Raw genomic sequence first — 1,151 nt, forward strand, 5'->3', positions numbered from 1 at the left:
TCCCTGGCGTAACCAAGGCGTGTTCTTGTGGATGTAGTATTCTCAATTCCACGAAAAGCGATCGTTGCGTATTGTGGTAACTCGGAAAGAATATCTCTGAGCAATAATATATTATTCTCATCGACCTGTTTGTTGTATGGCTTGGCTGGCATCGTTATATTTGAAACCTCCTGATATATGTTAATTTGTGGGCATATTCATGTATATGGCTAAATGGATTATAGCATAATCTAATAAAATATGCTATATTTTTTCGTAAAACCTGAGTTTAGCGAATAGAAACATATAGACCAAAATACATTCCAATTGCACTGCTTTCACTGATTCTTACGACTCTCTAAGCAAAAATCTAAACAGAAAACGCATATAGAATCTATCATTTAATAGAATCTATATGCGTTGATCAAGAACATCTAATTCCTTGTTTAATTGAGATCAGTCACTTCATAATATGGTATTACCAGGTTGGTTCCGGCTACTATCGATGAATCGTTGTTCAGATTGTTGATCGAGACAACTTCATCGATATAATCCTGGGTTGATGTATATTCATCAGTCATATACTTCTGAGCTATATCCCAAAGTGAATCGCCAGACTCAACGGATATACATGTGTAATACTTGGTGCTGGCATTGGTGGCATCAGCTTCGGATGCATCCATGTGTGTGATCGAAACATATAATACTGCTGCTATGATTATGGCTACAATTATTGTCACCTTTTTATTGCTGATGAAATTAAATAATCTATTCATCTCTATCCCTCCTGAACGTATGTTTGTTACTATGTTCGTATTATATCGAACAGATGTTTTGTTGTCAAGTGATTTTCGAACACTTGTACGACTGCAGTTCGTATTGTAACTCTGAATCCTTAATACTCCTATATTATGCACTATCAAGTGTCCATTTTTATTCCCACGAAAGAATAGATCCGGTCAAGAATATTCAAAACAAAGCAAAATTAAAAACAGAACATTCGTTTGCAATATCAGAACATATGTGCTATCATATTTTGTATATAACAGATTATGTTAAATAGAATTTATTTGTGGAGGTTCAATATACATGGGAAAAGGAAAGATATCTGATAAACAGACAGAGATTTTGGAATATATCAAGGAAGAACAGCTTAAGAAGGGCTATCCACC

Annotated in this window: 1 protein-coding gene; it reads right to left on the minus strand. The window is 34.7% G+C overall.

The window, feature by feature from the left end:
- Positions 1–425: 425 nt before the first annotated feature.
- Positions 426–755: a cell division suppressor protein YneA gene (gene yneA, locus CCU_RS12685; protein WP_015534940.1), complete on the minus strand. Its 330-nt coding sequence runs from the start codon at positions 753–755 to the stop codon at positions 426–428.
- Between the last annotated feature and the right edge of the window lie 396 nt (positions 756–1,151).

Origin of the sequence: Coprococcus sp. ART55/1 (assembly GCF_000210595.1) — a bacterium.
In the GTDB taxonomy this organism is placed as follows: domain Bacteria; phylum Bacillota; class Clostridia; order Lachnospirales; family Lachnospiraceae; genus Coprococcus; species Coprococcus aceti.